Origin of the sequence: Bacillus sp. A1 (genome assembly GCF_042296235.1) — a bacterium.
GTDB classification, from domain to species: Bacteria; Bacillota; Bacilli; order Bacillales; family Bacillaceae; genus Bacillus; species Bacillus velezensis.
The window spans coordinates 2,570,257-2,594,726 of sequence record NZ_CP141181.1 but is presented as its reverse complement, the minus strand read 5'-3'; the positions used below and the strand labels follow the sequence as shown (position 1 = coordinate 2,594,726).

Annotated in this window: 25 protein-coding genes and 2 pseudogenes; 23 read left to right on the top strand and 4 right to left on the bottom strand. The window is 46.3% G+C overall.

The window, feature by feature from the left end; all coding sequences use genetic code 11:
• The first annotated feature begins 3 nt into the window (after positions 1 to 3).
• Genes U2H13_RS12640 through U2H13_RS12625 form a run of 4 tightly spaced genes read left to right on the top strand, consistent with a single transcriptional unit; the run spans position 4 to position 2,231 of the window.
• Positions 4 to 573, top strand: coding sequence for a nicotinate-nucleotide adenylyltransferase (locus U2H13_RS12640; RefSeq protein ID WP_007408258.1), 570 nt, complete (start codon positions 4 to 6; stop codon positions 571 to 573).
• Positions 563 to 1,144, top strand: a complete 582-nt coding sequence (yqeK, locus tag U2H13_RS12635) for a bis(5'-nucleosyl)-tetraphosphatase (symmetrical) YqeK (protein ID WP_376700481.1) — start codon at positions 563 to 565, stop codon at positions 1,142 to 1,144. Before U2H13_RS12640 ends, yqeK begins: the two co-directional genes overlap by 11 nt.
• The gene (gene rsfS, locus U2H13_RS12630) at positions 1,141 to 1,497 is read left to right on the top strand and encodes a ribosome silencing factor (RefSeq protein ID WP_003152864.1); all 357 of its coding nucleotides are present in this window, start codon (positions 1,141 to 1,143) and stop codon (positions 1,495 to 1,497) included. The genes yqeK and rsfS overlap by 4 nt, the downstream gene beginning before the upstream one ends.
• The gene (locus U2H13_RS12625) at positions 1,494 to 2,231 is read left to right on the top strand and encodes a class I SAM-dependent methyltransferase (protein WP_167408922.1); all 738 of its coding nucleotides are present in this window, start codon (positions 1,494 to 1,496) and stop codon (positions 2,229 to 2,231) included. Before rsfS ends, U2H13_RS12625 begins: the two co-directional genes overlap by 4 nt.
• Positions 2,232 to 2,299: 68 nt before the next feature.
• On the opposite strand, the gene comER is transcribed toward U2H13_RS12625, so the two are convergent.
• A complete protein-coding gene (gene comER, locus U2H13_RS12620) occupies positions 2,300 to 3,121 on the bottom strand; it encodes a late competence protein ComER (protein WP_015240246.1) in 822 nt (273 codons plus the stop codon).
• A 58-nt stretch (positions 3,122 to 3,179) separates the two neighbouring features.
• Here comER and U2H13_RS12615 point away from each other — a divergent pair, with 58 nt between their 5' ends.
• The 3 genes from U2H13_RS12615 (at position 3,180) to U2H13_RS12605 (ending at position 6,782) form a co-directional block, all read left to right on the top strand.
• Positions 3,180 to 3,794, top strand: coding sequence for a helix-hairpin-helix domain-containing protein (locus U2H13_RS12615; protein ID WP_376700480.1), 615 nt, complete (start codon positions 3,180 to 3,182; stop codon positions 3,792 to 3,794).
• 66 nt (positions 3,795 to 3,860) lie between these two features.
• The gene (locus U2H13_RS12610; RefSeq protein ID WP_003152868.1) at positions 3,861 to 4,430 is read left to right on the top strand and encodes a ComE operon protein 2; all 570 of its coding nucleotides are present in this window, start codon (positions 3,861 to 3,863) and stop codon (positions 4,428 to 4,430) included.
• A complete protein-coding gene (locus U2H13_RS12605) occupies positions 4,431 to 6,782 on the top strand; it encodes a DNA internalization-related competence protein ComEC/Rec2 (protein WP_376700479.1) in 2,352 nt (783 codons plus the stop codon).
• An 18-nt stretch (positions 6,783 to 6,800) separates the two neighbouring features.
• On the opposite strand, the gene U2H13_RS12600 is transcribed toward U2H13_RS12605, so the two are convergent.
• Positions 6,801 to 6,935, bottom strand: coding sequence for a YqzM family protein (locus U2H13_RS12600; RefSeq protein ID WP_003152870.1), 135 nt, complete (start codon positions 6,933 to 6,935; stop codon positions 6,801 to 6,803).
• A gap of 40 nt (positions 6,936 to 6,975) precedes the next feature.
• Between U2H13_RS12600 and U2H13_RS12595 the strand changes: the two are divergent.
• Both U2H13_RS12595 and holA read left to right on the top strand, forming a co-directional pair.
• A pseudogene (locus tag U2H13_RS12595) lies at positions 6,976 to 7,127 on the top strand (hypothetical protein).
• A 39-nt stretch (positions 7,128 to 7,166) separates the two neighbouring features.
• Positions 7,167 to 8,262, top strand: a pseudogene (gene holA, locus U2H13_RS12590) (DNA polymerase III subunit delta).
• Here the strand turns inward: holA and rpsT are convergent.
• Positions 8,225 to 8,491, bottom strand: a complete 267-nt coding sequence (gene rpsT / locus U2H13_RS12585) for a 30S ribosomal protein S20 (protein ID WP_003152876.1) — start codon at positions 8,489 to 8,491, stop codon at positions 8,225 to 8,227. The pseudogene holA and the gene rpsT overlap by 38 nt on opposite strands.
• Positions 8,492 to 8,693: 202 nt before the next feature.
• Here rpsT and gpr point away from each other — a divergent pair, with 202 nt between their 5' ends.
• The 12 genes from gpr (at position 8,694) to mtaB (ending at position 22,613) form a co-directional block, all read left to right on the top strand.
• The gene (gpr, locus tag U2H13_RS12580; RefSeq protein WP_014418417.1) at positions 8,694 to 9,800 is read left to right on the top strand and encodes a GPR endopeptidase; all 1,107 of its coding nucleotides are present in this window, start codon (positions 8,694 to 8,696) and stop codon (positions 9,798 to 9,800) included.
• 67 nt (positions 9,801 to 9,867) lie between these two features.
• Positions 9,868 to 11,061: a stage II sporulation protein P gene (gene spoIIP, locus U2H13_RS12575; protein ID WP_222884996.1), complete on the top strand. Its 1,194-nt coding sequence runs from the start codon at positions 9,868 to 9,870 to the stop codon at positions 11,059 to 11,061.
• A 16-nt stretch (positions 11,062 to 11,077) separates the two neighbouring features.
• Positions 11,078 to 11,416, top strand: a complete 339-nt coding sequence (locus tag U2H13_RS12570) for a YqxA family protein (protein ID WP_007408270.1) — start codon at positions 11,078 to 11,080, stop codon at positions 11,414 to 11,416.
• 132 nt (positions 11,417 to 11,548) lie between these two features.
• Positions 11,549 to 13,384, top strand: a complete 1,836-nt coding sequence (gene lepA / locus U2H13_RS12565) for a translation elongation factor 4 (RefSeq protein WP_014418416.1) — start codon at positions 11,549 to 11,551, stop codon at positions 13,382 to 13,384.
• A gap of 59 nt (positions 13,385 to 13,443) precedes the next feature.
• Positions 13,444 to 14,583, top strand: a complete 1,140-nt coding sequence (gene hemW, locus U2H13_RS12560; RefSeq protein ID WP_012118022.1) for a radical SAM family heme chaperone HemW — start codon at positions 13,444 to 13,446, stop codon at positions 14,581 to 14,583.
• 80 nt (positions 14,584 to 14,663) lie between these two features.
• Positions 14,664 to 15,695, top strand: a complete 1,032-nt coding sequence (hrcA, locus tag U2H13_RS12555) for a heat-inducible transcriptional repressor HrcA (protein WP_003152889.1) — start codon at positions 14,664 to 14,666, stop codon at positions 15,693 to 15,695.
• Between the two features lie 59 nt (positions 15,696 to 15,754).
• A complete protein-coding gene (gene grpE / locus U2H13_RS12550; RefSeq protein ID WP_003152892.1) occupies positions 15,755 to 16,330 on the top strand; it encodes a nucleotide exchange factor GrpE in 576 nt (191 codons plus the stop codon).
• Positions 16,331 to 16,354: 24 nt separating this feature from the next.
• Entirely contained in the window at positions 16,355 to 18,193 is a 1,839-nt protein-coding gene (gene dnaK / locus U2H13_RS12545; protein ID WP_007408273.1) for a molecular chaperone DnaK, read from the top strand.
• A gap of 185 nt (positions 18,194 to 18,378) precedes the next feature.
• Positions 18,379 to 19,506, top strand: coding sequence for a molecular chaperone DnaJ (gene dnaJ, locus U2H13_RS12540; RefSeq protein WP_003152895.1), 1,128 nt, complete (start codon positions 18,379 to 18,381; stop codon positions 19,504 to 19,506).
• Between the two features lie 23 nt (positions 19,507 to 19,529).
• Positions 19,530 to 20,465, top strand: a complete 936-nt coding sequence (gene prmA, locus U2H13_RS12535; protein WP_014418413.1) for a 50S ribosomal protein L11 methyltransferase — start codon at positions 19,530 to 19,532, stop codon at positions 20,463 to 20,465.
• 22 nt (positions 20,466 to 20,487) lie between these two features.
• Positions 20,488 to 21,258, top strand: coding sequence for a 16S rRNA (uracil(1498)-N(3))-methyltransferase (locus U2H13_RS12530; RefSeq protein WP_007408275.1), 771 nt, complete (start codon positions 20,488 to 20,490; stop codon positions 21,256 to 21,258).
• Positions 21,258 to 22,613 carry a tRNA (N(6)-L-threonylcarbamoyladenosine(37)-C(2))-methylthiotransferase MtaB gene (gene mtaB / locus U2H13_RS12525; protein WP_110124265.1) on the top strand — a complete coding sequence of 452 codons (1,356 nt, stop codon included), beginning with the start codon at positions 21,258 to 21,260 and terminating at the stop codon, positions 22,611 to 22,613. The genes U2H13_RS12530 and mtaB overlap by 1 nt, the downstream gene beginning before the upstream one ends.
• A 37-nt stretch (positions 22,614 to 22,650) precedes the next feature.
• Here the strand turns inward: mtaB and U2H13_RS12520 are convergent, their stop codons facing one another.
• Positions 22,651 to 23,577, bottom strand: a complete 927-nt coding sequence (locus tag U2H13_RS12520; RefSeq protein ID WP_376700478.1) for a Na/Pi symporter — start codon at positions 23,575 to 23,577, stop codon at positions 22,651 to 22,653.
• Positions 23,578 to 23,748: 171 nt separating this feature from the next.
• Here U2H13_RS12520 and rpsU point away from each other — a divergent pair, with 171 nt between their 5' ends.
• Both rpsU and U2H13_RS12510 read left to right on the top strand, forming a co-directional pair.
• A complete protein-coding gene (gene rpsU, locus U2H13_RS12515) occupies positions 23,749 to 23,922 on the top strand; it encodes a 30S ribosomal protein S21 (protein WP_003152957.1) in 174 nt (57 codons plus the stop codon).
• A gap of 14 nt (positions 23,923 to 23,936) precedes the next feature.
• Positions 23,937 to 24,383 carry a GatB/YqeY domain-containing protein gene (locus U2H13_RS12510; protein WP_003152958.1) on the top strand — a complete coding sequence of 149 codons (447 nt, stop codon included), beginning with the start codon at positions 23,937 to 23,939 and terminating at the stop codon, positions 24,381 to 24,383.
• Positions 24,384 to 24,470 lie beyond the last annotated feature (87 nt).

Here is a 24,470-nt window from a genome sequence, read left to right as displayed (position 1 = left end):
GACATGAAGAAAATCGGAATATTCGGGGGCACATTTGACCCTCCGCACAACGGACATCTTCTGATGGCTAATGAAGTCCTTCATCAGGCGGAGCTCGATGAGATTTGGTTTATGCCTAATAAAATCCCGCCGCATAAGCAGAATGAAGACTTTACAGACAGCCGGCACCGGGTGGAGATGCTGAAGCTTGCCATCAGCTCTAATTCCGGCTTTAAGCTTGAGCTTGCGGAAATGGACCGGAAAGGCCCTTCTTATACCTATGATACCGTCCGTTTACTGAAGGAGCGGCACCCGAACGACAAGCTTTTCTTTATTATCGGGGCGGATATGATTGAATATCTGCCGAAATGGTACAAACTGGACGAACTGCTCACGCTCATTCAATTTATCGGAGTGCGGCGCCCGGGGTATCATATTGAGACCCCGTACCCGCTGCTTTTTGCCGACGTTCCGGAATTTGACGTTTCGTCAACGATGCTGAGAGAACGTCTCAAAGCAAAAAAGCCGACGCAATACTTAATGCCGGATAAAGTGAGGCAGTATATAGAGGAGAATGATTTATATGAATCGTGAGGAAGCACTTGCCTGCGTCAAAGAACAGCTGACCGAGCATCGCTACATCCACACAATCGGCGTGACAGATACGGCGGTTATTCTCGCAGGACGGTTCGGAGCAGATCCGAAAAAAGCGGAAATGGCGGCTATTTTTCATGATTATGCGAAATTCCGGCCGAAAGAAGAAATGAAGCAGATCATCGTGCGGGAAAAAATGCCGGCTGAGCTCTTGGATTACAATGCCGAGCTGTGGCATGCCCCTGTGGGAGCGTATTTGGCTGAGAAAGAAGCGGGGATCACTGATCCCGAGATCTTGGATGCAATCCGCTATCACACGTCAGGGCGTCCCGGAATGACCCTTTTAGACAAAGTCATCTACGTTGCGGATTACATTGAACCCGGCCGCCATTTTCCCGGAGTGGAAGAGGTGCGCCGTCTGGCGGAAACAGATCTGAACGAAGCGCTCTCACAAGCGATGAAAAATACAATGATATTTCTGATGAAAAAAAACCAGCCGGTCTTTCCGGAGACGTTTGCAACCTATAACTGGCTGGTGTCTCAAAAACGACAGGAGGAATATGGAAAATGAATCAAGCTTCCGTATTAAAAATCGCGGCAAAAGCATGCGACGATAAACGTGCAGAAGATATTTTAGCGCTGGACATGGAAGGAATCTCACTTGTAGCGGATTACTTTTTAATCTGCCACGGGAATTCTGATAAACAGGTTCAGGCAATTGCGCGCGAAATTAAAGATCAGGCAGAAGAAAACGGCATTGATGTCAAAAAGATGGAAGGGTTTGATGAGGCCCGCTGGGTTTTAGTTGATCTCGGCGACGTCATTGTCCACGTTTTCCATAAAGATGAAAGAAGCTACTATAATCTTGAAAAGCTATGGGGCGACGCGCCGCTCGCAGAGCTTGAGCTCGGCTTGAACTCATGATTTACCAAGGCTTCGCCGGCGTATATGACGAGTTAATGTCACATGCGCCGTATGATGAATGGGCGGGCTGGATCGAAGCGTCTCTTCCGGAAAAGGGAAGGGTGCTTGATCTTGCCTGCGGAACCGGAGAAATATCCATCAGGCTTGCTGAAAAAGGCTGCGAAGTCACGGGGATTGATTTGAGTGAAGATATGCTGAGCTGTGCCCAGCAGAAAAAAACGGGAAAGCCGATTCTTTTTCTCCAGCAGGATATGAGAGAGCTTTCCGGTTTTGAAGAACAGTTTGATGCTGTAGTCATCTGCTGTGATTCCCTAAATTACTTAAAAACGAAAAATGATGTCTTAAGCACCTTCAAAAGTGTTTTTCAAGTTTTGAAGGAGGGCGGCCTGCTTCTGTTTGACGTCCATTCCCCATTTAAAATGAAGGAGCTTTTTCCGGACAGCACCCATGCGGATCAGGATGAGCAGATCAGCTATATCTGGCAAAGCTTTGCCGGCGATGAAGAGCTTTCTGTCATCCATGATATGTCCTTTTTCGTATGGAACGGACAATCTTATGACCGCTACGACGAGACGCATGAGCAAAAAACATTTTACATTGAAGAATATGAACAAATGCTTGCAGAGACCGGATTTGAACTGAAGAAGGTGACGGCTGATTTTACAGACCGGCCTCCTTCAACAGAGTCTGAACGTCTTTTCTTCACGGCAGGCAAACCAAAAACCATCGTTTAAACGGAACGATGGTTTTTAAAATGCATTTTTTGCGATTGGCGCGATAAAGCACTTTATGGCATACTCAGTTACACGTGAAATTGCTTCTTCACTAACGATATATCTTCATCGTATTTGTCATGTGTACGCTGAAAGACACGGTTGAACATATCCTGAACACCGCTTTCGAGAGCCTTCAGCCCTTCCCCGGTGACGCCGCCTTTTACGCATACTTTTTCCTGCAAGGCGGGAAGCGTGTAATGCCCCGTTTCAAGAAGCTTTCCGAGACCGACAAGCATTTCTGTCGACATAATCACGGCTTCTTCTTTGGTGATGTCCGTTTCTTCCACTGCCGCGTCAATAAAGCGCTGAACGAGATAACTCATAAAAGCGGGCCCGCAGCTGACAATGTCTGACGCCGCTCTTGTAATGCCGCTGCTGATTTCCACAGGTTTTGAAATATGAGTGAACAGTGTTTGAATATCTGCTTTTGCAGCCTCGCTGCAGCTTTTGCCGAACGTAACAAGCGAGACGCCGGCCAAGGCGCGGTTCGTAATGCTCGGAATGACGCGGGCCGTCTGACACGGAACCGTATGTTCAATCTGATCCGTCTGAACGGGGCTGGTAATGGAGATTAAAATGTGATCTTTTCGTAAATGCGGTGTGAGTTTTTTCAGCAAAGGATATATATCCAGCGGTTTTACACAAATGAATATTATTTCATTGTCCTGTACGAGCTTTTCCTGATCCTCGGTGACATGGATGCCGCTGAAACGTTCTTTTAGTTTTAATGCTTTTTCGATTGTTCTGTTTGTGATGGTGATATGTGAGGGATCGGCAGCGTTTGATTCGATAAACGATTCAATCAGGATCGTTCCCATGTTTCCGGTGCCGATAAAGCCTATTTTCAATGAATTCCCCTCCTTTTTCCCTTAATCCTCTAAACCTTATGCGGGGAGGCAATGCAATATGACGAAAGCGATGATGACGGAGCGGCTGCGGCGGAACCTGAAAATTCTGGGCGCTTGTCTTGCGGCAGGGGCGGTTTTTATCTGCATTTGGCTGTTTCGTTCTGAAAAGGAAGAGCCGGTCAAACAGCAGTCCGTGCTCGGCCAAACAGTCTCAGCATCCGTCGCGGACAAAAAAGACACCGCAGACGATAAGATTATGATTGATGTGAAAGGAGCGGTCCGAAATCCCGGCGTGTATGAAATGAAAGCGGGAGACAGAGTGACGCAAGCCATTGAAAAAGCCGGCGGCCTGAAGAAAAAGGCGGATGAATTGAATGTTAATTTAGCAGAGCAGCTGCAGGACGGGACGATTGTTTATATTCCGAGTGAAGGCGAAGAGGAGAATCGCCCGAAAACAACAGCGGGTGAAAAGGAGAATGCAGCTGTCAATATCAATACGGCATCTCTGGACGAACTTCAGGCGGTTTCCGGGGTGGGGCAGAAAAAAGCGGAAGCGATTATCGCCTACCGAGAAGAAAACGGACGGTTTCAGACTGCTGAAGATTTGATGAATGTATCAGGCTTTGGAGAAAAGTCATTTGAGCGGATAAAAACTTCCATTACGGTAAAGTGAATTGACGGTTCTGCTTAAATCTATGTAAACTTAGGAAAGCAACAAGACTTTTTGGAGGGAACACTTGTGGAACGAATCTCATGGAATCAATATTTTATGGCGCAAAGCCATTTGCTGGCGCTGAGAAGCACATGTCCGAGACTGTCAGTCGGGGCAACCGTAGTCAGAGATAAGCGGATGATTGCCGGCGGATACAACGGCTCAATTGCCGGCGGCGTCCATTGCGCTGATGAAGGATGCCTTTTAATAGATAATCATTGCCAGAGGACCATACATGCAGAGATGAATGCGATTCTGCAATGTTCTAAGTTCGGTGTTCCGACGGAGGGCGCCGAAATTTATGTGACGCATTATCCTTGTATTCAATGCTGCAAATCAATTATCCAGGCAGGCATCAAAACGGTCTATTATGCCGAAGATTACAAAACACAGCCTTATGCAAAAGAGCTGTTCAGCCAAGCCGGAGTCAAGGTGGAGCAGGTCGAACTTGATGAAATGATCATCGATCTGAAAAACCGCGAAAAATTGTCTTTTGTCGCAGGTCTGATTCAGCAATTATCTGATGCGGGAGTTAAGGCAGATGAACTGAAAAAAATTCATGAACAGGCCAATGAGCTGTTTACCAGTTACGTATAAATGAAATATAAATACCTTCTTCTGCCTCTGGCGGCGGTTTCTGCAACTGCGGGGATTGCCGCCGCTCATGTCTTCTGGGTTCTGCTCCTTTTTCTTCTGTATCTTCTCTTTATTATGATAAAAACAAAGCAGCCTGCCCCGGTTATCATCTGCCTCGTTTCTTTTTGTGTTTATTTCTTTCTTTATACGGTTTGTGACGCTGCGAATGTAACGCGATATCAGGCCGGCAGTTATACTGAACAGGCCGTCATCACTAATATTCCGAAGGTTGACGGAGCGAAAATGTCAGCCGTTATCCGTACACATGACAAGGAAAAATGGGCGGCTTCGTATAAAATCCGGTCTCTTGAGGAAAAGAGACTCATTGAACAGCTTGAACCGGGGATGCGCTGCACGTTTACAGGATCTCTGGAACAGCCTGCACATGCGACGATTCCCGGAGGTTTTGATTATAAGGAATATCTTTACTCTCAGCAGATTCACTGGTTATTTTCCGTGACTTCCATTCAGCGGTGTGAAAAATCCAAACAGCCGCTGTTTAAACTGCTGAACATCAGAAAAAATTTGATTTCAATCATTCGGAATCACGTGCCTGAATCTTCCGCCGGAATTGTTGAAGCGCTGACCTTAGGTGAAAGATTTTCTATAGAGGACGATATACTGAGTGCATATCAAAATTTGGGAGTCGTTCATTTAATGGCGATTTCCGGAATGCATGTCGGTCTTATTACGGCGGGACTATTTTATGCTTTGATCAGAATCGGGCTGACAAGAGAAAAGGCGGGGATGTTGCTGCTGCTGTTTTTGCCGGTATATACGCTGCTGAGCGGTGCCGCCCCATCCGTATTGCGCGCATCCCTCATGCTGGGATTTTATATCGCCGGAACTCTTGTTAAACGCGGCATTCATTCCTCTGCTGCATTGTCTCTGTCTTATCTGCTGCTCCTGCTGTTTAATCCTTACCTCCTTTGGCAGGCGGGCTTCCAGCTTTCCTTTGCGGTAAGCGCCTCTTTAATTCTGTCATCCTCCATTTTAAAGAAAGCAGGGAAAAGCAGACTTGCCGGGCTTGCGATGGCCTCATTCATTGCAGAGCTCAGCTCACTTCCGTTTCTTCTCTATCATTTTCAGCAAATTTCACTTGTCAGTTTTCCGATGAACATGGTGATGGTGCCATTTTATACGTTATTTGTCATTCCGGTTTCTGTCATCGGTTTCCTTCTTCTTTTGCTTTCAAGGCAGGTGGGAGAATGTTTGTTTGATATGTTTGACCTTGTGATGAAGCCTGTGCATGATTTCATTACATATGCGGCATCCGTTGATTTATTTACTATGATTGTGTCAAAGCCTGACTTTCTTTCCCTTCTTCTGCTTGCGGTTTCCGTTTTTACGCTTTTTGCGGCTTTGGAAAAGGGAGGTTTTTTAAAACTCAGGAAATCGGCTCTTTTTTTCTGCGCGGTTTTGGCTTATTTAATATGCCGTCCGTATTTCAGTCCATGGGGAGAAGCGGATATGCTTGATATCGGGCAGGGAGACTCGCTGTTTATAAGCGCGCCGCACCGCAAAGGGACCGTAATGGTTGATACAGGGGGAGTGATTGCTTATCCCGGAGAATCATGGAAAGAAAAACGCCACCCGTATTCTATCGGCGAGAAGGTTTTGATTCCGTTTTTAAACGGAAAAGGGGTGAAAAAGCTGGATGCGCTGATTTTAACCCATGCGGATCAGGATCACATCGGAGAAGCCGGAGTGTTAATCAAAAATCATAGAGTCAAACGGTTAATTGTCCCCGTGGGATTCGTAAAAGAACCGAAGGATCAGAACATATTAAAAATGGCGAAAGAAAACAACATTCCCGTTGCCGAAGCAAAACGGGGCGACACCATTACAGCGGGTGATCTTCAGTTTCAGGTGCTGTCTCCGGAGTCATCTGACGGAAAGAGTAAAAATGATTCGTCACTGGTGCTTTGGACGGTTTTAGGCGGAGTGAGCTGGCTTTTGACGGGAGATTTAGAATCGGACGGCGAAACAGAAGTGCTGAAAACGTATCCGAAACTGAAGGCTGATATATTGAAGGCGGGTCATCACGGCAGCAAAAGCTCAACGAGTGAAGCCTTTTTGAAACAGCTTCAGCCGGAAGCAGCGCTGATTTCAGCAGGAAAAGAGAATCGATACCATCATCCGCATGAAGAAGTGCTGGATCGTTTGAAGGCGTACTCTGTCAATGTGCTTCGCACCGATATCAGCGGAACGATTCAATACAGATTTGAAAAAGGCGCCGGAACGTTTTCCGTCTTCCCTCCATATGATATAGAAGAAACCAGGGCGCAAGAAGTAAAAAAGACTGCCGATTGACAGCAGCCCGGAATGCGGCTAAGAGCCGATAAGATGGATGGCTGTTGCCATCACGAACAAAAAGGCGAAAAATCCGAAGGACACGACAAAACCGACAGCTGAGTCAACAGCATCATTTCGTTTGCTTTGAACGTTTTTTTCAAAATCATTCAATTTCATCCCTCCTGACTTCCCTAAGTATACTGGAATTGTTTTGAAAAATCTAGAAGTGATGGTAACGTTTTCTGTTCTTGTGATTATCGCCTTTTTACAAGCAGACCCGGGAGCTTGTGAATCAGGCGTTTATTATAAATGAGGAAGCTGTCCTTAAAGCTTCCTCTTTACTATTTGCCGAACTCAATTTAGGATAGAAGGGGATCAAGAAAGAGAGGAAGTCATACGATCATGGTATTTGATGTTTGGAAAGCCCTGAAAAAAGGGGATGTCCGCTCCGTTTATTGCTTATACGGAAAAGAAACGTATCTGCTCCAAGAGACTGTCAGCCGGATCAGACAAGCTGTCGTTGATGAGGAGACAAAAGATTTTAACCTGTCTGTTTTTGATCTTGAAGAAGATCCGCTTGACCAGGCCGTAACCGATGCGGAAACGTTTCCGTTTATGGGAGAGAAGCGGCTGGTCATCGTAAAAAACCCGTCTTTTTTAACAGGGGAAAAAAAGAAAGAAAAAATAGAGCATAATACAGCCGCTCTGGAGACTTATCTGAAGGAGCCTGCACCTTACACGGTCTTTGTGATTGTGGCTCCGTATGAGAAGCTGGACGAACGGAAAAAGCTGACGAAAGCGCTGAAGCAAAAAGCCCTTATGATTGAAGCTAAGGAGCTGAATGCAAAGGAGACGACTGATTTTACGATTAATCTGGCGAAATCCGAAAATAAAATGATCGATACAGAAGCTGCCGAGCATTTGGTTCTGCTTGCAAACGGCCATCTGTCTTCCATATATCAGGAAATACAAAAACTCTCCGCCTACACCGGTGACAGACATGAGATCACACTTGAAGATGTCCGGGAGCTCGTCGCAAGAAGTTTGGAGCAGAATATTTTTGAGCTGATCAACAAAATCGTGAACCGAAAACGGACGGAAAGTCTTCAAATATTTTATGATCTTTTAAAACAAAACGAAGAACCGATCAAAATTATGGCGCTGATCGCCAACCAATTCCGTCTGATTATGCAGACGAAGTATTTTGCAGGACAAGGATACGGCCAAAAGCAAATCGCTTCCAACTTAAAGGTGCACCCCTTCCGGGTAAAGCTGGCGATGGATCAGGCGAGGCTTTTTTCTGAAGAAGAGCTGCGGCGTATTATAGAAAGACTCGCAGTGATGGATTATGAAATGAAAACGGGGAAAAAGGACAAGCAGCTCTTGCTGGAGCTCTTTCTCCTTGAGCTTCTCCGGACTGAATGAAAAAAACGATCCCCGTTACAGGGATCGTTTTTGTATTATGCAGAAAGTCCGTTCACTTGTTTCGCAAGTCTAGATTTGTATCGAGCTGCGGCATTTTTGTGTACAAGACCTGTTTTCACTGCTTTATCAATGCGTTTCGCTGCTTCAGAAAGAGCAGTTTTCGCTTTATCCGCTTCGTTGTTAGCAACAGAAGCTTCAACTTGTTTGATTGCAGTACGCATAGCAGATTTGATTGTCGCGTTATGAGCGCGGCGTTCGTTGTTTGTTTTTGTACGTTTAATCGCTGATTTAATGTTTGGCATGTGTTTCACCTCCTAAGATACAACCTGTAGCACAGTGTCTTAAGGTTAAATCTTCTTCACAATAGAACAAATTGTATTCTATCAAACAGAACTTTAGATTGCAATATAAATGTAAAGTATTTTTCGTTGATGGGTAAATTCGCATGATTCGTTTTGTAAATGGCCACACTATGTACCACGATGATTGAAGGAGGTCTTCCCTGTGAAAAACAACGAACTGGATGTCAATCAATTTCTGATACGGACGGATTTAGCGGTAGAAACGAAACAGGCGGTAAAAGACGGACAAGCCGGTCAGAAAAAAGAAATAAACGGGTTTATTGAAAAAGAACGCGACAAGGGCGGCATTAAAGTCAGAACCGTCGATATTACCAAAGAAGGCGCCGAGCTATCGGGGAAAAAGCAGGGGCGCTATGTCACGATCGAGGCGCAAGGGGTTCGGGAACACGACTCCGAGATGCAGGAAAAAGTAACGGAAGTGTTTGCCGAGGAATTTTCCGCCTATCTGTCGGCATTAAAGATTCCAAAGGATGCAAGCTGTTTGATCGTCGGTCTCGGCAACTGGAATGTGACGCCGGATGCGCTCGGCCCTCTCGTGACCGAAAACCTTCTTGTGACAAGGCATCTGTTCAGGCTTCAGCCGGAAAACGTGCAGGAAGGGTACAGGCCGGTCAGCGCGCTCGCTCCCGGTGTGATGGGATTAACGGGAATTGAAACGAGCGATATTATTCAAGGTGTGATCAAAGAATCAAAGCCGGATTTTGTGATTGCGGTAGACGCTCTTGCGGCAAGAGCCGTTGAAAGGGTGAACACGACCATCCAATTTTCTGATACGGGCATTCACCCGGGATCAGGCGTCGGCAATAAGAGAAAAGAATTAAGCAAGGAGACGCTCGGCATCCCCGTCATCGCAATCGGGGTACCGACTGTCGTTGATGCGGTTACGATCGCGAGCGATACGGTGGATTATATATTAAAGCATTTCGGCAGAGAGATGAAAGATGACAGCCCGTCAAGATCTCTGGTGCCCGCCGGAATGAACTTCGGCAAAAAGAAGGTGCTGACAGACGAAGACCTTCCCGGAGAAAAAGAACGCCAATCCTTTCTCGGTATTGTCGGCACACTGGACGAAAACGAAAAACGCCAGCTGATTCACGAAGTGCTCTCTCCGCTCGGCCATAATCTGATGGTCACGCCGAAGGAGATTGACACTTTTATTGATGATATGGCGAACGTGCTTGCAAACGGGTTAAACACCGCCCTTCATGAAAAAGTGTCACAAGATAACAAAGGCTCTTATAATCATTAAAATGGTTCTACCTCCTCTAGCTTGTTCATAGAGTAATTACTAGACAAGCGCTGGAGGGATTCAAATCATGAGAAAAAAACGCAGAAACCGTCAAATTGTCGTTGCAGTAAACGGTGGAAATGCGCTCAAGGGCATGTTTTTGTTTATGACAAGCCTTATCGTTATTTTCGTATTATCGGGTGTGCTCACATCGCTTCGCCCTGAACTGAGGCTTTCTTCGGATTCTCTTCACGGAATTGCCGGAGAACTTCCGGGTGACGCGTTTGCACACCTCCTCGGTATGGAAAATCATTATTTCGCCTCAGAGCTTCCTGAAAAAGACTCTTTTCAGCTGTCCCGGCTTTCCTTAAAACTGGCGACAAGTATTAATATGGAAGACCCGCGGAGTTTCTTGGGACGTGAGCTGCCGGGATTTGCCCAATACGATACGGAGATCCTTCTGGCGGGGCAGGGGACGGATTATACGAATATGCCTGCTGAATCTCCGCCGCCGTCGAAGGTGATGGAAAAAGAAAAAGAAGTGAACCTGGCAGAAATCGAAAACAAAACGAAAAAAGAAGAAACGGCGCCGCCGAAACATTCAACAGGCAGCAAAAAAGTCGTTTTTATTTACCACACTCATAATACCGAATCCTATCTTCCTCTGTTAAAGGGGGAAACAAATCCGGATAACGCCCGCCATTCGAAGGCCAATGTCACGCTTGTCGGAGATATGTTCGGAAAAGCGCTTGAAGCGCAAGGTGTAGGAGCGGCCGTAGATAAAACCGACATTCAGGCCCGCCTGAACAAAGACGGCTTAAATTATGCGCGAAGCTATGACGAATCAAGGCCGGTCGTAAAAAGCGCGCTCGCCAAAAATAAAAACCTGCAATATACCATAGACATTCACCGGGATTCCCGCCGCAAGAAAAATACGACAGCCGACATTAAAGGAAAAAGCTATGCCAGAGTCGCCATCGTCGTCGGCAAAAAAAGCGCTAATTTTGAAGAAAACTATAAACTCGCAAGTGAACTTCATAAGCTGATGGAGAAAAAATACCCCGGCTTAAGCGTCGGTGTTTTATCAAAAGGCTCTCCGGGAGATAATGGAGTATACAACCAAGATTTAAACGATCGGTCGCTTCTGCTGGAATTCGGGGGCGTGGATAACAATCTTGAAGAACTGAGGCGCGCATCAGATGCCGTGGCCGATGTGTTCAGCGAACTGTACTGGGATGCAGAAAAGGTCAGTTCGCAATCAGGAGAGAAGAAAAAACAATAGAAATCAGGTGATTCAAATGATCCGTTTTACCGGCAAATGCCTGCTGATCGCCATTGTCATGTTTTTCGGCGTTTTGTTCGGCATGCAGCAGGCAAACAGCGGAATGCTTGATATGAAAGGATACAAAGATCCCTCCTTAAAAGGAGCATTCACGCTCGGCGGCGGAGAAGGACAGGAAAAAGAAGCTTCCATTTTGGGACAAACCGTTACGGCGAAAGATCTGGAAGAAAAACAAAAACAGCTGGAACAGGCGGAAACCTTCAACCTGTTTTCAAAAGCCGGAGAAACCCTTTCAAATACCGTGACGGACTCGGCGCAGGCGATGTATGAGTGGGTTTCGAAACTGAACCGTTAGCATTGATGAAGAGAAAAGCGGATGATTCCTTAAAGGAAGCTTTTCTCTTTCTTGTTTTAATTGAATGTTTACAATCCTATTGATATAATCTAAGCTAGTGTATTTTGCGTTTAATAGTAGGAGTGATAGATTGTGACAGATAAAGAAAAGCGTTTAGAGAGGCAGTCAAGAATCCGGAATTTCTCCATCATCGCCCACATAGACCACGGCAAATCGACCTTGGCGGATCGGATTTTAGAAAAAACATCGGCGATCACCCAGCGGGAAATGAAAGAACAATTGCTTGATTCAATGGACCTTGAACGCGAACGGGGAATTACCATCAAATTAAATTCCGTTCAGCTGAAATACAAAGCAAAAGACGGAGAAGAATATATATTCCATCTCATCGACACGCCCGGACACGTCGACTTTACATATGAAGTATCGCGAAGCCTGGCTGCCTGTGAAGGCGCGATTCTCGTTGTTGATGCGGCTCAGGGAATAGAAGCGCAGACATTGGCGAACGTCTATCTGGCGCTTGATAATGATCTTGAGATTCTTCCTGTCATTAATAAAATCGATCTTCCGAGCGCAGAGCCAGAACGTGTGCGTCAAGAGGTTGAGGACGTTATCGGCCTTGACGCTTCAGACGCCGTCCTCGCTTCAGCGAAAGCGGGCATCGGCATCGAAGACATTTTAGAGCAGATCGTAGAAAAAGTGCCGGCTCCTGCGGGAGATCCGGAAGCTCCGCTGAAAGCGCTCATCTTTGACTCGCTTTATGACGCGTACCGCGGAGTCGTCGCGTATATCAGAGTCGTAGAAGGAACGGTCAAACCGGGCCAGAAAATTAAAATGATGGCAACCGGAAAAGAGTTTGAAGTGACAGAAGTCGGTGTGTTCACGCCGAAAGCAACTCCGACAGATGAACTGACCGTCGGCGATGTCGGCTTTTTAACTGCTGCGATCAAAAATGTCGGTGACACACGCGTCGGTGACACGATAACAAGCGCGGCCAATCAGGCTGCCGAAGCATTGCCTGGATATCGTAAGCTGAACCCGATGGTGTATTGCGGTTTGTATCCGATCGATACGGCCAAATACAACGATTTAAGGGAAGCTCTTGAGAAGCTTGAACTGAATGACTCATCGCTTCAATATGAAGCAGAGACATCCCAAGCGCTCGGATTCGGTTTCCGCTGCGGATTTTTAGGTATGCTTCACATGGAAATCATTCAGGAGCGGATTGAGCGTGAGTTTAAAATCGACCTGATCACAACGGCACCGAGTGTTATCTATGATGTGTATATGACAGACGGCGAAAAGGTTGTTGTCGACAACCCGTCCAACATGCCTGACCCGCAAAAGATCGAAAGAATCGAGGAGCCGTATGTAAAAGCGACAATGATGGTGCCGAACGATTATGTCGGTGCGGTGATGGAGCTTTGCCAAGGAAAACGCGGCAATTTTATCGACATGCAATATTTAGACGCAAATCGTGTCAGCATTGTCTATGACATGCCATTAGCGGAAATCGTCTATGAGTTTTTTGATCAGCTGAAATCAAGCACAAAAGGCTACGCGTCCTTTGATTACGAACTGATCGGCTACAAACCGTCTAAACTTGTCAAGATGGACATTATGCTGAACGGAGAAAAAATCGACGCGCTGTCATTTATCGTGCATCGCGATTACGCGTACGAACGCGGAAAAGTAATTGTGGAAAAACTGAAAGAGCTTATTCCGCGCCAGCACTTTGAAGTACCGATTCAAGCAGCGATCGGACAGAAAATCGTGGCCCGCTCGACCATTAAGGCCATGCGGAAAAACGTCCTTGCAAAATGTTACGGAGGAGACATCTCGCGGAAACGGAAGCTTCTTGAAAAACAAAAAGAAGGAAAACGCCGGATGAAGCAGGTCGGCTCAGTAGAAGTGCCGCAGGAAGCGTTTATGGCCGTTCTTAAAATGGATGACAGCCCGAAAAAATAACGGAAGCCGCCGCAGTCCCGCACTGCGGCTTCTTTCTGTAAAGAAGAAGGTGTTTCAAAATGAAATCAGCTTATATTCATATCCCGTTTTGTGAGCATATCTGCCACTATTGCGATTTCAATAAATATTTTATTCAGAGCCAGCCTGTCGATGAGTACTTAAACTCACTCGAAAAGGAAATGATAAATACAATAGAACGGACGGGACGCCCTGATCTCCGTACGATTTTTATCGGGGGAGGCACGCCGACATCGCTCTCACCCGTCCAGCTGGAAAAATTGATGGATTCCATTCACCGCGTGCTGAAGCCTTCTGACGGACTCATAGAATTTGCCGCGGAAGCGAATCCGGATGATTTGTCCCCGGAAAAATTAAAAATCATGAAAAATGCCGGTGTCAACCGGCTGAGCTTCGGTGTTCAAACCTTTGAAGATGAGCTTTTACAAAAAATCGGCAGAGTGCATAAACAAAAGGACGTATTCACTTCCTTTGAACGTGCGAGGGCTCTCGGCTTCGACAACATCAGTCTCGATTTGATGTTCGGCCTGCCGGGTCAGACGCTGGCCGATCTTGACAATTCCGTCAAAACGGCTTTGTCTCTTGATGCGGAGCACTATTCCGTTTACTCGCTGATCGTAGAGCCGAAAACGGTGTTTTATAATTTAATGCAAAAAGGCCGCCTGCATCTCCCGGCGCAAGAACAAGAGGCCGAGATGTATGAAACGGTCATGAGGCAGATGAGTGAAGCGGGCATCCGTCAATACGAGATCAGTAACTTTGCAAAGCCCGGATACGAATCGCAGCATAATCTGACGTATTGGAGCAATGAAGAGTATTTCGGTTTTGGCGCTGGCGCTCACGGATATATCAGCGGCACGCGCACCGTCAACGCCGGGCCTGTGAAACATTACATGCAGCTCATCGAAGAAAAGGGGCTGCCTTACCGTGACACGCACGAGGTGACACGTGAGGAGCAGATTGAAGAAGAAATGTTCCTCGGTCTCAGAAAAATGTCCGGCGTACAAAAGCAAGCTTTTCTCGATAAATTCGGACGCTCGGTCGACGAACTGTTTCCCGATGTTCTCAAAGATTTAACCGAAAAAGGCCTGATCTGTGACACGGAAGAATCGGTTGCATTAACGCATGAGGGCAAATTATTAGGAAATGAGGTTTTTGGCGCTTTTTTGGGTGAGTTATAATTGACATTTTTCTTTTGGTTTGTTACTTTTGATATAGAATTAGCACTCGCTGACCTTGAGTGCTAACAGGGGTGATGATGATGTTAACAAATCGTCAGCTGTTGATCCTGCAAGTGATTATTAATGATTTTATACAATCAGCGCAGCCTGTAGGATCAAGAACTCTTTCAAAAAAAGACGAGATTACATTCAGCTCTGCAACGATCAGAAACGAGATGGCTGACTTGGAGGAATTGGGCTTTATTGAAAAAACCCATTCATCCTCAGGACGGATTCCGTCGGAAAAAGGGTACAGGTATTATGTCGATCATTTGCTGTCACCCGTCAAGCTGACAAAAACCGATCTGGATTTAATTCACTCGATATTTAAAGAAAAAATCTTCGAGCTGGAAAAAACAGTCCAAAAATCAGCGCAAATCTTGTCCGATCTGACAAACTACACATCGATTGTCCTCGGGCCGACGCTGAGCGAGAACTATCTTAAACAGATTCAAATCGTTCCGATCCAGCCGGATAAGGCGGTCGCCATCCTCGTCACGAACACGGGGCATGTCGAAAACCGCACTATCAATTTCCCGGCTAAAGTGGATCTGGCCGATATTGAAAAACTGGTCAATATATTAAACGATCGATTAGCGGGCGTGCCGATGGACGAACTGAATGAGCGCATTTTCAAAGAGGTTGTCACATATTTAAGGCAGCATATCGCCAACTATGACAGCATACTTGAATCGCTCCGCTCCACATTCCATCCGGCGGCCCACGTTGAGAAATTATTTTTCGGCGGAAAGATCAACATGCTGAATCAGCCGGAGTTCCATGATATTGAAAGGGTCCGCTCGCTCTTATCTTTAATTGAAAAAGAGCAGGATGTTCTGAAGCTGTTTCAGTCATCAAAAGCCGGGATTTCAATCAAAATCGGCAAAGAAAATGACTACGAAGAAATGGAAAATTGCAGTTTAATCACGGCCACCTATACAGTTGATACGAAACAGATCGGATCAATCGCCATTATCGGGCCGACGCGCATGAATTATTCAAGAGTCGTCAGCCTGCTGCAGCACGTGACTTCGGACTTGTCAAAAGCATTCACAAGTTTGTATGATGAATAAGGGAATTTTGGCAATCATTTTCAGTCATCTTTTTACAGCATTTGAGGGAGGTGAACACAATGTCAGAAGAAAAACAAACCGCAGAACAGGTTGAAGCAGCAGAACAAGAAGAAGTGACAGAACAGGCAGAACAAGCCGCTTCACAAGAGCAGCATGAAGAAACGGCAGGTCAGGAAGAAGCCCTTCAGCACCAAATTGATGAATTGCAGGGTTTGCTTGATGAAAAAGAAAACAAACTTTTGCGTGTTCAAGCAGACTTTGAAAACTATAAACGACGCAGCCGCCTTGAAATGGAAGCTGCTCAGAAATACCGTTCTCAAAACGTCGTAACGGAAATCCTTCCGGCTCTCGACAACTTTGAACGGGCGTTACAGGTAGAAGCTGAAAGCGAGCAGACAAAAAGCTTGCTGCAAGGTATGGAAATGGTCCGCCGCCAGCTGATGGACGCACTTGAAAAAGAAGGCGTTGAAGCCATCGAAGCTGTCGGTCAGGAATTTGATCCGAACCTTCACCAAGCCGTCATGCAGGTGGAAGATGAAAACTTCGGCAGCAATATTGTTATCGAAGAACTGCAAAAAGGCTACAAACTGAAGGATCGCGTCATCCGTCCTTCAATGGTAAAAGTGAATCAATAACTACATAGCAGGAGGTAATTCAAAGTGAGTAAAGTAATCGGAATTGACTTGGGTACGACAAACTCATGTGTGGCAGTGCTTGAAGGCGGAGAGCCTACAGTCATCGCCAACGCTGAAGGAAACCGTACGACTCCGTCAGTCGTTGCATTTAAAAACGGCGAGCGCCAAGTAGGGGAAGTGGCGAAACGCCAATCAATCACAAATCCTAACACAATCATGTCTGTTAAACGCCATATGGGTACTGACTATAAAGTGGAAATCGAAGGAAAAGACTACACGCCTCAAGAAGTGTCAGCTATTATCCTTCAGCATCTGAAAGCATATGCTGAAAGCTACCTCGGCGAAACAGTTTCAAAAGCCGTTATCACGGTTCCTGCATACTTCAACGATGCAGAGCGCCAAGCGACAAAAGATGCCGGTAAAATCGCCGGTCTTGAAGTAGAGCGTATTATCAACGAGCCGACTGCAGCAGCGCTTGCATACGGACTTGATAAAACGGACGAAGACCAAACAATTCTTGTTTACGACCTTGGCGGCGGTACGTTTGATGTATCTGTTCTTGAACTTGGCGACGGCGTGTTTGAAGTCCGTTCAACTGCCGGTGACAACCGTCTTGGCGGGGACGACTTTGACCAAGTCATCATCGATCATCTCGTAGCAGAATTCAAAAAAGAAAACGGCATTGATCTTTCAAAAGACAAAATGGCGCTTCAGCGTTTGAAAGATGCGGCTGAGAAAGCGAAAAAAGATCTTTCCGGCGTATCATCCACACAAATTTCTTTACCGTTTATCACGGCGGGAGAAGCAGGTCCGCTTCACCTTGAGCTGACACTGACCCGCGCTAAATTCGAAGAGCTTTCCGCTCACCTTGTTGAGCGCACAATGGCTCCTGTCCGTCAGGCTCTTCAAGATGCGGATCTTTCTGCAAGCGAAATCGACAAAGTTATCCTTGTCGGCGGATCAACACGTATTCCTGCCGTACAGGAAGCAATCAAAAAAGAAACGGGTAAAGAAGCGCATAAAGGCGTAAACCCTGATGAAGTTGTAGCGCTGGGTGCAGCGATTCAAGGCGGCGTCATCACGGGAGACGTAAAAGACGTTGTTCTTCTTGACGTTACACCGCTTTCTCTCGGTATTGAAACAATGGGCGGCGTGTTCACGAAACTGATCGACCGCAACACGACAATTCCGACGAGCAAGTCTCAAGTATTCTCAACCGCTGCTGACAACCAAACGGCTGTTGACATTCACGTGCTTCAAGGTGAGCGCCCGATGTCTGCCGACAACAAAACGCTCGGCCGCTTCCAGCTTACTGATATCCCGCCGGCACCGCGCGGCGTACCGCAAATCGAAGTTTCTTTCGATATTGACAAAAACGGTATCGTAAACGTAAGAGCGAAAGACTTAGGCACAGGAAAAGAACAAAACATTACTATCAAATCTTCTTCAGGTCTTTCTGATGATGAGATCGAACGCATGGTAAAAGAAGCGGAAGAAAACGCTGACGCTGATGCGAAGAGAAAAGAAGAAATCGAAGTCCGCAACGAAGCTGACCAGCTTGTGTTCCAAACGGAAAAAACATTAAAAGATCTGGAAGGCAAAGTGGACGAAGAGCAAGTGAAAAAAGCAAACGACGCGAAAGACGCGCTGAAAGCCGCTATCGAGAAAAACGAAATTGAAGACATCAAAGCGAAAAAAGATGAGCTTCAAACAATCGTTCAAGAGCTTTCTATGAAGCTTTATGAAGAAGCTGCAAAAGCGCAGCAGGCTGAAGGCGGAGCAAACGCTGAAGGCAAAAAAGCGGACGACAACGTTGTCGATGCGGAATACGAAGAAGTAAAAGACGACGAAACGAAAAAATAAGTTCTTTCCCGCATGGCTATAGGCGGAAGAACACACAGCATATTCTGATTCAACAGACAGAAAGTCAAAGTCAGGCATCTCTTGGCTTTGACTTTTTTTCTTGCCCGGGATAAAAGGAATTGAAAAAACATAATTCAAAATGATACAATCTAATTTATGTGAGAAATTCGGGAGAGTGAAGCGAGATGAGTAAGCGTGATTACTATGAAGTGCTTGGGGTAAGTAAGAGCGCTTCAAAGGATGAAATCAAAAAAGCCTATCGGAAGCTTTCAAAAAAATATCATCCTGATATCAATAAAGAATCCGGAGCAGATGAAAAATTCAAAGAGGTAAAAGAAGCGTACGAAGCGCTCTCAGACGACCAAAAACGCGCTCAATATGACCAATTCGGCCATACAGACCCTAACCAGGGATTCGGCGGCGGTTTCGGAGGCGGCGGAGACTTCGGCGGCTTCGGTTTCGATGACATCTTCTCAAGCATCTTCGGAGGCGGCACGAGACGCCGTGACCCGAATGCGCCGCGGCAAGGCGCGGATCTGCAGTATACAATGACCCTGTCATTTGAAGACGCGGCTTTCGGAAAAGAAACGATCATTGAAATTCCGCGCGAAGAGAATTGCGAAACATGTAAAGGGTCTGGCGCGAAGCCGGGAACAAAGCCGGATACGTGCTCGCACTGCGGAGGTTCAGGCCAGCTGAACGTCGAACAGAACACGCCGTTTGGCAAAGTGGTTAACCGAAGAGTCTGCCACCACTGTGAAGGAACAGGAAAAATCATCAAAAACAAGTGTTCTGACTGCGGCGGCACGGGCAAAGTGAAAAAACGGAAAAAAATCAATGTCACGATTCCTGCCGGTGTGGATGACGGACAGCAGCTGCGCGTTCCGGGCCAAGGTGAACCGGGCGTAAACGGAGGGCCTGCGGGAGATCTGTTTGTCGTATTCCATGTGCGCGCCCACGAGTTCTTTGAGCGCGACGGAGACGATATTTATTGCGAAATGCCGTTAACGTTTGCCCAAGCGGCACTCGGAGACGAAGTGGAAGTGCCGACGCTTCACGGAAAAGTGAAATTGAAAATACCTGCCGGCACACAAACCGGCACGAAATTCAGATTAAGAGGCAAAGGCGTTCAAAACGTCCGGGGCTACGGACAAGGCGACCAGCACATTGTCGTCCGCGTCGTCACACCGACGAATCTGACAGATAAACAAAAAGACATCATCCGCGAGTTCGCTGAAGTCAGCGGAAACCTGCCGGATGAACAAGAAATGAGTTTCTTTGACAAAGTAAAACGCGCATTTAAAGGCGAGTAATGATTGGATAGGAGTTGGTAGTTTTGAAATGGTCCGAAATCAGCATTCACACAACACATGAAGCGGTCGAACCCATCTCAAATATTTTGCATGAAGCTGGTGCGAGCGGGGTTGTCATCGAAGATCCGCTTGATTTAATGAAAGAGCGTGAGAATGTTTACGGGGAAATCTACCAGCTCGACCCCAATGATTACCCCGATGAGGGTGTCATTGTCAAAGCGTATCTGCCGATCAACAGTTTCCTCGGCGAAACGGTGGACGGCATTAAAGAGACGATTAATAATCTGCTTTTGTACGACATTGATTTGGGCAGAAATAAAATCACCATTTCTGAAGTTAATGAAGAAGAATGGGCGACAGCTTGGAAAAAGTATTATCATCCTGTGAAAATTTCTGAAAAGTTCACGATCGTTCCCACATGGGAAACGTATACACCTGTTCATACAGATGAACTGATTATCGAAATGGACCCGGGTATGGCATTCGGTACGGGAACGCATCCGACAACAGTTCTGTGCATTCAGGCGCTTGAGCGTATCGTTCAAAAAGGCGACCGTATCATTGATGTCGGCACCGGTTCAGGAATTTTAAGCATCGCGGCCGCCATGCTTGAGGCCGAATCGGTTCATGCGTATGACCTTGATCCGGTCGCTGTTGAAAGCGCGCGTCTGAATGTGAAATTGAACAAAGTGAGTGATACGGCCGAAGTGAAGCAGAACAATTTGTTAGACGGCATCACGGGCGAACATGATGTCATTGTCGCAAATATTTTGGCTGAAGTGATTCTCCGCTTTACATCACAGGCGTACGACCTGCTCAAAGACGGAGGCCATTTTATTACTTCAGGCATTATCGGCCAGAAAAAACAGGAAGTAAAAGAAGCGTTGGAAAAAGCCGGCTTTACCATCATAGAAATTCTGTCTATGGAAGATTGGGTCAGCATCATCGCGAAAAAATAACAGTTAGTAGGTGTCACAGCGTATGCAACGATATTTTATCGAGCTCACGAAGCAGGAGATGGACGAAACTCCTGATTTTCAAATCACGGGGGAAGACGTCCACCATATAGCGAACGTCATGAGAATGAGTGCGGGAGACCGGATTATCTGCTGTTCGAAAGACGGCCATGAAGCGTTATGCCTGCTTAAAGAGGTTTCTAAAGATCATATATCATGCAGCATTGCTGAGTGGACGGGTGAAAACCGTGAACTGCCTTTGAAGATCAGGATCGCAAGCGGCCTCCCGAAAGGCGATAAGCTTGAATGGATTATCCAAAAAGGGACCGAGCTGGGGGCAAGTATGTTCATCCCTTTTCAAGGCGCCAGATCCGTCGTTAAGCTAGACGACAAAAAGGCAAAGAAAAAACGGGAGAGATGGGCGAAAATCGCGAAGGAAGCGGCGGAGCAATCGTACCGCAATGAAATTCCCGAAGTGAAAACCGTTCATACGTTCCGGCAGCTGCTTGAAATGGCGGAGAATGTCGATAAATGTGTCGTTGCATACGAGGAGTCATCAAAGCAGGGAGAAACGGGCGCTTTCGCCGCGGAGCTTAAAAGCCTTCCGCAAGGTTCGTCTCTTTTAATCGTATTCGGCCCTGAAGGCGGTCTGACTGAGTCTGAAGTTCATCAGCTTTCAGAAAAAGGCGCCGTCTTATGCGGCCTCGGACCGAGAATTTTACGGACTGAAACTGCGCCTCTTTACGCGTTAAGCGCAGTTTCCTATCATACAGAGTTATTAAGAGGTGATCAGTAATGGCAACTGTTGCTTTTCATACCCTTGGCTGCAAGGTCAATCATTATGAAACAGAAGCAATCTGGCAGCTGTTTAAAGATGTGGGTTATGAACGAAAAGAATTCGAACAGACAGCAGATGTATATGTCATTAATACATGTACGGTAACAAACACGGGAGATAAAAAAAGCCGTCAAGTCATCAGACGGGCGATCCGCCAAAATCCTGACGGCGTCATCTGCGTAACAGGGTGCTATGCGCAAACCTCTCCGGCAGAAATTATGGCCATCCCGGGTGTTGACATCGTCGTCGGCACGCAGGATCGTGAAAAAATGCTCGGTTACATTGAGCAGTACAGGGAAGAGCGTCAGCCGATCAACGGCGTCGGCAATATTATGAAAGCACGCGTGTTTGAAGAGCTGGATGTTCCCGCTTTTACTGACCGCACAAGAGCGTCGTTAAAAATCCAAGAGGGCTGCAACAACTTCTGTACGTTCTGCATTATCCCTTGGGCGCGCGGCCTGCTTCGTTCCCGCGATCCGGAAGAAGTCATTAAACAGGCGCAGCAGCTGGTGGATGCCGGCTATAAAGAAATCGTCCTGACGGGGATTCATACGGGCGGCTACGGCGAAGATATGAAAGATTATAATTTCGCCAAGCTTCTCCGCGAGCTTGATACACGTGTAGAAGGACTGAAGCGGATCAGAATTTCATCTATTGAAGCAAGCCAAATCACTGATGAAGTGATTGAAGTGCTGGACGCGTCTGATAAAATCGTCCGCCACCTTCATATCCCGATTCAGTCAGGGTCAAACACCGTTCTGAAACGGATGAGACGCAAATATACGATGGAATTTTTCGCAGACCGTTTAAATAAGCTGAAAGAAGCGCTGCCGGGTCTTGCCGTCACATCTGATGTCATCGTCGGCTTCCCGGGTGAAACGGAAGAAGAATTTATGGAAACATACCGGTTCATTAAAGAACATAAGTTTTCAGAGCTTCACGTATTCCCTTACAGCAAACGCACCGGAACACCTGCGGCCAGAATGGAAGACCAGGTTGACGAGAACGTGAAAAACGAACGGGTGCATAAGCTGATTGCGCTGTCTGACCAGCTTGCCAAAGAATACGCCTCCGATTATGAAGGAGAGGTTCTGGAAATCATTCCGGAAGAGGCGTTTAAAGAGTCTGATGAGGACGGCATGTTCGTCGGATATACGGACAATTACATGAAAGTCGTCTTCAAAGGCACGGAAGATGTAATCGGCAAACTTGTCAAAGTCAAAATTCAAAAAGCGGGCTATCCGTATAACGAAGGACAATTCGTCCGCGTCGTTGAGGATGAAATGACCCGGAACATGCGCATGTCTTCATAACAGATAAAAAAACCGGTGCCTTCCCGCATCGGTTTTTTTACGGTTTCGGAGGAATCAGCCTGTCAATCAGCCGGTAAAACAAATGTGTGAACGGCAGAAACAATAACGCGGTGACTACGTTAAATAACAGGCTGAAATGCGCAATCATCTGCGCGGGATCATCAGACAGGCGCTCCGTAATACCTGCTGATGCGGACAGGAAGGGAAAGACGAGCAGCACGCCGAGAATATTAAACACTACGTGAGCACCGGCGGTCTGTCTGGCGGCATAACCGCCTGAAACAGCAGCCATGACGGCCGTGACGCATGTCCCGATATTAGATCCCAGAACGACGCTGACCGCTTGTTCAATGCCGATCACCCCTTCGTTCATAAAACTCATCAAAATGCCGATGCAGGCGGAGCTTGAATGAATGATAGCCGTCAATATCATACCGATAAAAAGAGCGGACCAGCTCGAATCATTCACATGGCGCAAAACCTCCGCCCCCGCCTTCATTTCTGTCAGCGGAACGGCAAGCCGGCTGAAGCATGTGATGCAAAAAAAGATGATGCCGAGACCGAGGAAGCTTATACCGATCTGCCTGAACGGATATTTACGGATGAGGATAAACACAAGGCCTCCGATAAAAAGCACCCAAATGAGCACGTCCATCTTTATGGCTAAAAACTCCGTCGTAAACGTGGAGCCGACATTCGTGCCGAGAATCATCGGAATGGTCCGTTTAAAAGATAAAGCGCCTGCGCTGACAAAGCCGATGACAATGACCATGAAGGCTGAGCTGCTCTGAAGAAAACCGGTGAATACGATGCTTATGAGAAAAGCTTTCAAAGGGTGGTCGGTAAATAAGAGCAGGCTTTTCTCAATTTTTGAATACGTTAATGCGATCAGGCCCTGCCTGAGCAGGCTCATTCCGAGTAAAAAAAACAGGATAAGTGCGGTAAAGAGAATCAGTATTATCAAACGAAACACCCCTTTCCATCATTATATAGACAAGCAGCCTTATTCATGACGGAAAAGTGAGCTCGCTTAGTTGACCTGACTGATGGCTTATATTATAATGTCAAAGTACATGTTTATATATGTATCTTTTTAAAGGTAGTCGATTGGTGTATTCGGAGGGAGGGAAAGAGAATGTCAAAAACGGTCGTTAGAAAAAACGAATCGCTTGAAGATGCTCTTCGTCGCTTCAAACGCAGTGTATCAAAGACAGGTACTTTGCAAGAAGCAAGAAAGCGCGAATTTTATGAAAAACCTAGCGTAAAGCGCAAGAAAAAGTCAGAAGCTGCTAGAAAACGCAAATTCTAAAAGAGGGTGGATTTATGAGTCTTCTTGAGCGACTTAACCAAGATATGAAGCTGTATATGAAAAGCCGTGAGAAAGACAAACTGACTGTCGTTCGAATGGTGAAAGCTTCACTTCAAAACGAAGCAATTAAGCTTAAGAAAGACAGTTTGACCGAGGATGAGGAACTTACTGTCCTATCTCGTGAACTTAAGCAACGTAAAGACTCCCTCCATGAATTTTCAAACGCTGATCGTTTAGATTTAGTAGATAAAGTTCAAAAAGAGCTGGACATTTTAGAAATTTATTTACCGAAGCAGCTTTCTGAAGAAGAGCTGCAGACAATTGTAAATGAAACCATCGCTGAAGTCGGTGCGAGCTCCAAAGCGGACATGGGCAAAGTGATGAGTGCTATTATGCCTAAAGTAAAAGGTAAAGCTGACGGCAGCGTAATTAACAGACTTGTCAGCAGTCAATTATCTTAATTGACAAGAAAAAAGACATCTTTCCTAGAGAGATGTCTTTTTTTATACATAAAAAAATGAAACTAAAGTACATTTGTTACGTATATA